Origin of the sequence: Stenotrophomonas maltophilia group sp. RNC7, assembly GCF_030910085.1 — a bacterium.
GTDB lineage: Bacteria > Pseudomonadota > Gammaproteobacteria > Xanthomonadales > Xanthomonadaceae > Stenotrophomonas > Stenotrophomonas sepilia.
In genome coordinates, this window is sequence record NZ_JAVFVN010000264.1 from 1 (window position 1) to 577 (window position 577).

The window sequence follows — 577 nt, forward strand, 5'->3', positions numbered from 1 at the left end:
ATCTTTGATTCCTTTATATATTTTTGAATGTCTCTACTATGTTCACTTACAATAATAATTCGACTGTTGTTACTTTTAAAGTAATCTATATATTGAACCATTTCATTATGAAGATAGAAATACAATTTGTAATTATATCTAGTTAAAATTCTTGCCAGCTCATAATTATATAAGAGAGACTGGATACTCCTATAGTAATTTCCAGTGGTGAAATCATCAAGTTTTCTACTTTTCACATCATACTTAAGGTAGTTTCTCCATGTCGGAAAAAATAGGATTTGGTTCTTCTCAGTGATATCATGCAACTCATCATGTCTTGCTAGACCAGTATATACTATTTCACTTTCGTCATAACCGTAGTTCGTAATTAACTCGTAGTACTCCGGTTTTGCTCCTGATATAAACAAATCAAAATTTGTATTACTCCTGCATAAAAATTGTCTGACATCATGAAGTATTACCCCGTGTTGTATAAAAACGTACTTTTGACTCTTGTTGAATATTCCAAACAAAGATCTATATATTTTATAGTTCCACGGTTCAATTGTTCCTTTGTGTGCTGTAATTAAGTATCTTG

At 30.5% G+C, this 577-nt stretch carries 1 protein-coding gene; it reads right to left on the reverse strand.

The features are described from left to right. On the reverse strand, positions 1 to 577 hold a 577-nt coding region (locus RCF13_RS03405; protein WP_308140876.1), incomplete at both ends, for a CDP-glycerol glycerophosphotransferase family protein.